Origin of the sequence: Helicobacter sp. 13S00482-2 (genome assembly GCF_002272795.1) — a bacterium.
GTDB lineage: Bacteria > Campylobacterota > Campylobacteria > Campylobacterales > Helicobacteraceae > Helicobacter_J.
In genome coordinates, this window is sequence record NZ_MLAT01000068.1 from 1 (window position 1) to 684 (window position 684).

General features: G+C 39.5%; 1 protein-coding gene. It reads right to left on the reverse strand.

Going from position 1 to position 684, the window contains the following annotated elements; translation table 11 throughout:
- Window positions 1–684 (reverse strand): hypothetical protein (locus tag BKH42_RS09655; protein WP_180674050.1); only part of this gene is annotated, 684 nt, incomplete at both ends.

The following is a 684-nucleotide window of genomic DNA, read 5'->3' on the forward strand; positions in this document are numbered from 1 at the left end:
CATCAGAATTATTCACGATAGAGAAGGTAGGAGTGGTCTTATCAGATCCATTCTGGGTGTAATCAAGTGTGGGTAAGGTACTATTAGAGACACTAACACCTACGGTACTCTTTAGGGCAGTGGATGCGTTGTTGATCAATCTGCCTTCAAATTTAGCGTTATTGAAGAATTTGATCTGGAAGTTGGTGTTGGCGGAGCTGTAGTTTTGGCCAGACTGATCAGTAGGCTTGGTTAAAGTAAAATCCCCTTTTAACGTAGAGTTATCCACATAGATTTCTTTCCTGACATTGGGATCAGCAGGTCCCCAATTCCAAAAACTTTGTGTCCCGTCATTTTGTTGAAATTTGGTGATTTCTAAAACAGATCCATTGGTGACCCTAGCAAGAAAACCCATACCATTGTATCCAAGAGAATCTATCTTTAAATACCCATGATCATCTACATTCACCACACCAGAAGCTACAGAGACATTGAAGTCTTTGATATGAACCTTCGCATTGCTTCTGACATTCAGACCATAAGAATACCAAGTTGGAAGCAAATACTTGTTTTTAAAATACCCAATCTCTGCGACCGCACCATTTTTAAAGGTAAAAACAGGAGCATTCGCACTGATGTCCATATTTCCTACAAAAGCTTTACCCTTAAGAGAAGCATATGAATCTCCATTGTAATTCCCATCAA